We start from the raw sequence: 2,440 nt of genomic DNA, 5'->3' as shown, positions 1-2,440 counted from the left end.
GTGATCTAGTGGCAAGTAGTTCGCTGCGATTTTTAGTAGCTACAATTACTGCTAACTTCAATGTAGATAACAATTTTTCTATCCCTAATTTTTCTTATGATGTTCGTATGTTTAATTGAACACCTTTGCTTATTGAATTATTACTTTTACCATCTTTGCGGTAAATACTGCGTGAAATACAAAGGCATCACGATATTGGTTTGTTCTAACGCTGAAGATCCTTGTGTACCCGTTAACTTAAAGGTTTTATTTGGAGTACATTTTTCAACGTAGGATGCCAACGATTTTGCTCTTGTACGTTTACCACTTTTGACTTCCACAGGGATGATATCGCCTTCATCGGTCGCCAAAATAAATTCGATTTCGGCGCGGGCGTCATTCCATGAATAGCTTGGGTCAACGCCAATAGCTGTGAGCTCTTGTTGCACAAAGTTTTCAGCCACATAGCCTTTGTATTCATAGTTTTGTTGCTTAATCTCTTTATAACTGCTGCCCAGCATATGATTGAGCAGGCCCACATCAAACAGAAATAGTTTAACCATATTGTCTTTTTTATAGGCCGCCAACGGAGATTTCGGTAATCCTTCAATAGGGTAGTTTGGCAAAGCTAAGCGGCAGCAGTTAAGCCAATGGATCGCGGTTTCAAAATCGCTATAACGAGATTTACGCTCATGCACATGCTTAAATTTAAAGCGTTTAACTGACTCATCGCTGACAAGTGATAGCTGGGCTGGAATGCTATTAAACACCGATTCAATCAGTGTGGCATCGACCTTGCCCGCGTACTTACCGAAATCGCGGCGATAACCTTCAACTAAATCGGCATGAATTTTTGTGACTTTTTCAACACGCTCTAGAATGCTTGAATCCTTAAACTGATACCAAGCAGAAACGGCTTCCGGCATACCACCGGTAAAAAAATAGTCGGTTAGTTTATCCATCAATTTAGTGTGCACCGCCGGTGTGCTTGCTTGACTATCAAATGCTTTGATCAGCGCTTGCTCGTTGGATGCGTAAATAAATTCTTGGAAGGTCAGTGGTCGTAAATTGTATTGTTCTACCTTGCCTACAGGGAAGGTATTGAGCAAACCAATGTTCGAACCGCTGGCTGCGACAAAATAGGACGGTGCTTTTTCGGCAAAATACTTCAGCGAAGTTACGGCTCGTTCACATTCGCCAATTTCATCTAATATCAGCAAGTCGGTGTCTGGATTGAACGCTTGGTTGGTTAACAACTCAATGTTCATTACTAGCTCGTCAGGTGACAACGAGCCATCGAACGCTTCTTTGTAAGCTGGGTTTTCAAGGAAGTCGATACGAAGGATGTTGGCAAAGGTATTCCCAAACAACTCTTGCAGTAGATAGGTTTTACCTGTTTGTCTTGCGCCATCGATCAATAATGGCTTGCGCACAGGTTGACTTTTCCATGCTATTAGGGCGTTGAGTAGGTTGCGCTGCATTGTCATTTCCCGCCAATTAAGACTGTTAACTGCCTGTAGTATAACTCAGTCTACACTTTTACGCGCATAAAAATGTAAAAAATCGCACTTTTATGCGCGTAAAAGTGTAGGTTGGTGTCCTTTGGTATTCAGGGATCCACATCATCGCCTTGGCCAACGCGCAAACTAAGCCTAAAAGTAGGATATAAATCCAATTATATTAAATAAAATGGGAATATAGTCCCTTTGGTTGGTGATATGGCTAAGCGTGACTTACACAATGTACTGTTTCCAAAGCAGCGCAAAATCCTGACTCATTTTGCTGAAGACTTGCTGTTGGCGATGAAACGACGTGGTTTTACAAAAAAACTGCTGTGTGAACGTACTGGCTTTGATCATAAAACCGTGAACAAAGTCTTCGCAGGTGATCCGGGCGTTGCCATAGGCACTTACTTAAAAGTCATGGCCGTTCTTGGCATGGAAAGCAACTTTGCAGAAATGGCCGCTCATGATGAAGTGGGTATTAAGCTGCAAAATATAAAATTGCTGGAAGCTTCAAGATGAGTCGTGAAATCGTTGAAGTCTATGCCGACTGGGAGCCAATTGAAGCGCCTTTGCTAATAGGGCGGCTTTCTTACAGCGATTCAAGCCGAGGTGGCGTGTTTAGTTTTGCCTACGATAAAGCATTTTTAACTTCAGCCTATCGCTTGCAAATTGATCCAATCCTGACGCTTCACTCCGGTGAACTCTACAACGATGAAGCCGATAAAAACTTTCGTGCATTTCTCGATTCATCTCCCGATAGATGGGGACGTATTTTAATGCAGCGGCGTGCGGCCATTGAAGCGCGCAAAGGCATTCGAGCAACAAGTCGATTAAACGAGCTAGATTACCTGCTGGGCGTACACGACTCTTACCGGATGGGTGGTATTCGATTTAAGCGAACAGGCTCGGCTGCGTTCTTAGATGACAACGCTGAGTTTGCTGCGCCGCCAATGGCT

2 protein-coding genes and 1 pseudogene are annotated in these 2,440 nt (G+C 43.2%); 2 read left to right on the top strand and 1 reads right to left on the bottom strand.

Annotated elements, in window-relative coordinates; translation table 11 throughout:
* Positions 1–146: 146 nt before the first annotated feature.
* Positions 147–1,460 carry an ATP-binding protein gene (locus FH976_RS15590; protein WP_194091692.1) on the bottom strand — a complete coding sequence of 438 codons (1,314 nt, stop codon included), beginning with the start codon at positions 1,458–1,460 and terminating at the stop codon, positions 147–149.
* Positions 1,461–1,697: 237 nt separating this feature from the next.
* Here FH976_RS15590 and FH976_RS15585 point away from each other — a divergent pair, with 237 nt between their 5' ends.
* Both FH976_RS15585 and FH976_RS15580 read left to right on the top strand, forming a co-directional pair.
* Entirely contained in the window at positions 1,698–2,003 is a 306-nt protein-coding gene (locus tag FH976_RS15585) for a helix-turn-helix domain-containing protein (protein WP_194091691.1), read from the top strand.
* Positions 2,000–2,440, top strand: a pseudogene (locus tag FH976_RS15580) (HipA N-terminal domain-containing protein); the annotation flags it as partial. The gene FH976_RS15585 and the pseudogene FH976_RS15580, both read left to right, overlap by 4 nt.

This window comes from Vibrio hibernica, assembly GCF_015223435.1.
Classification (GTDB): domain Bacteria; phylum Pseudomonadota; class Gammaproteobacteria; order Enterobacterales; family Vibrionaceae; genus Vibrio; species Vibrio hibernica.
Note: the sequence above shows the minus strand (reverse complement) of the source record. Positions and strands in the feature narration are given on the sequence as shown.

Bases quoted from the DNA above. Each gene is read 5' to 3' on its own strand.
- FH976_RS15585 (WP_194091691.1), top strand. From the start codon at position 1,698: ATGGCTAAGCGTGACTTACACAATGTACTGTTTCCAAAGCAGCGCAAA.
- FH976_RS15590 (WP_194091692.1), bottom strand. From the start codon at position 1,460: ATGCAGCGCAACCTACTCAACGCCCTAATAGCATGGAAAAGTCAACCT.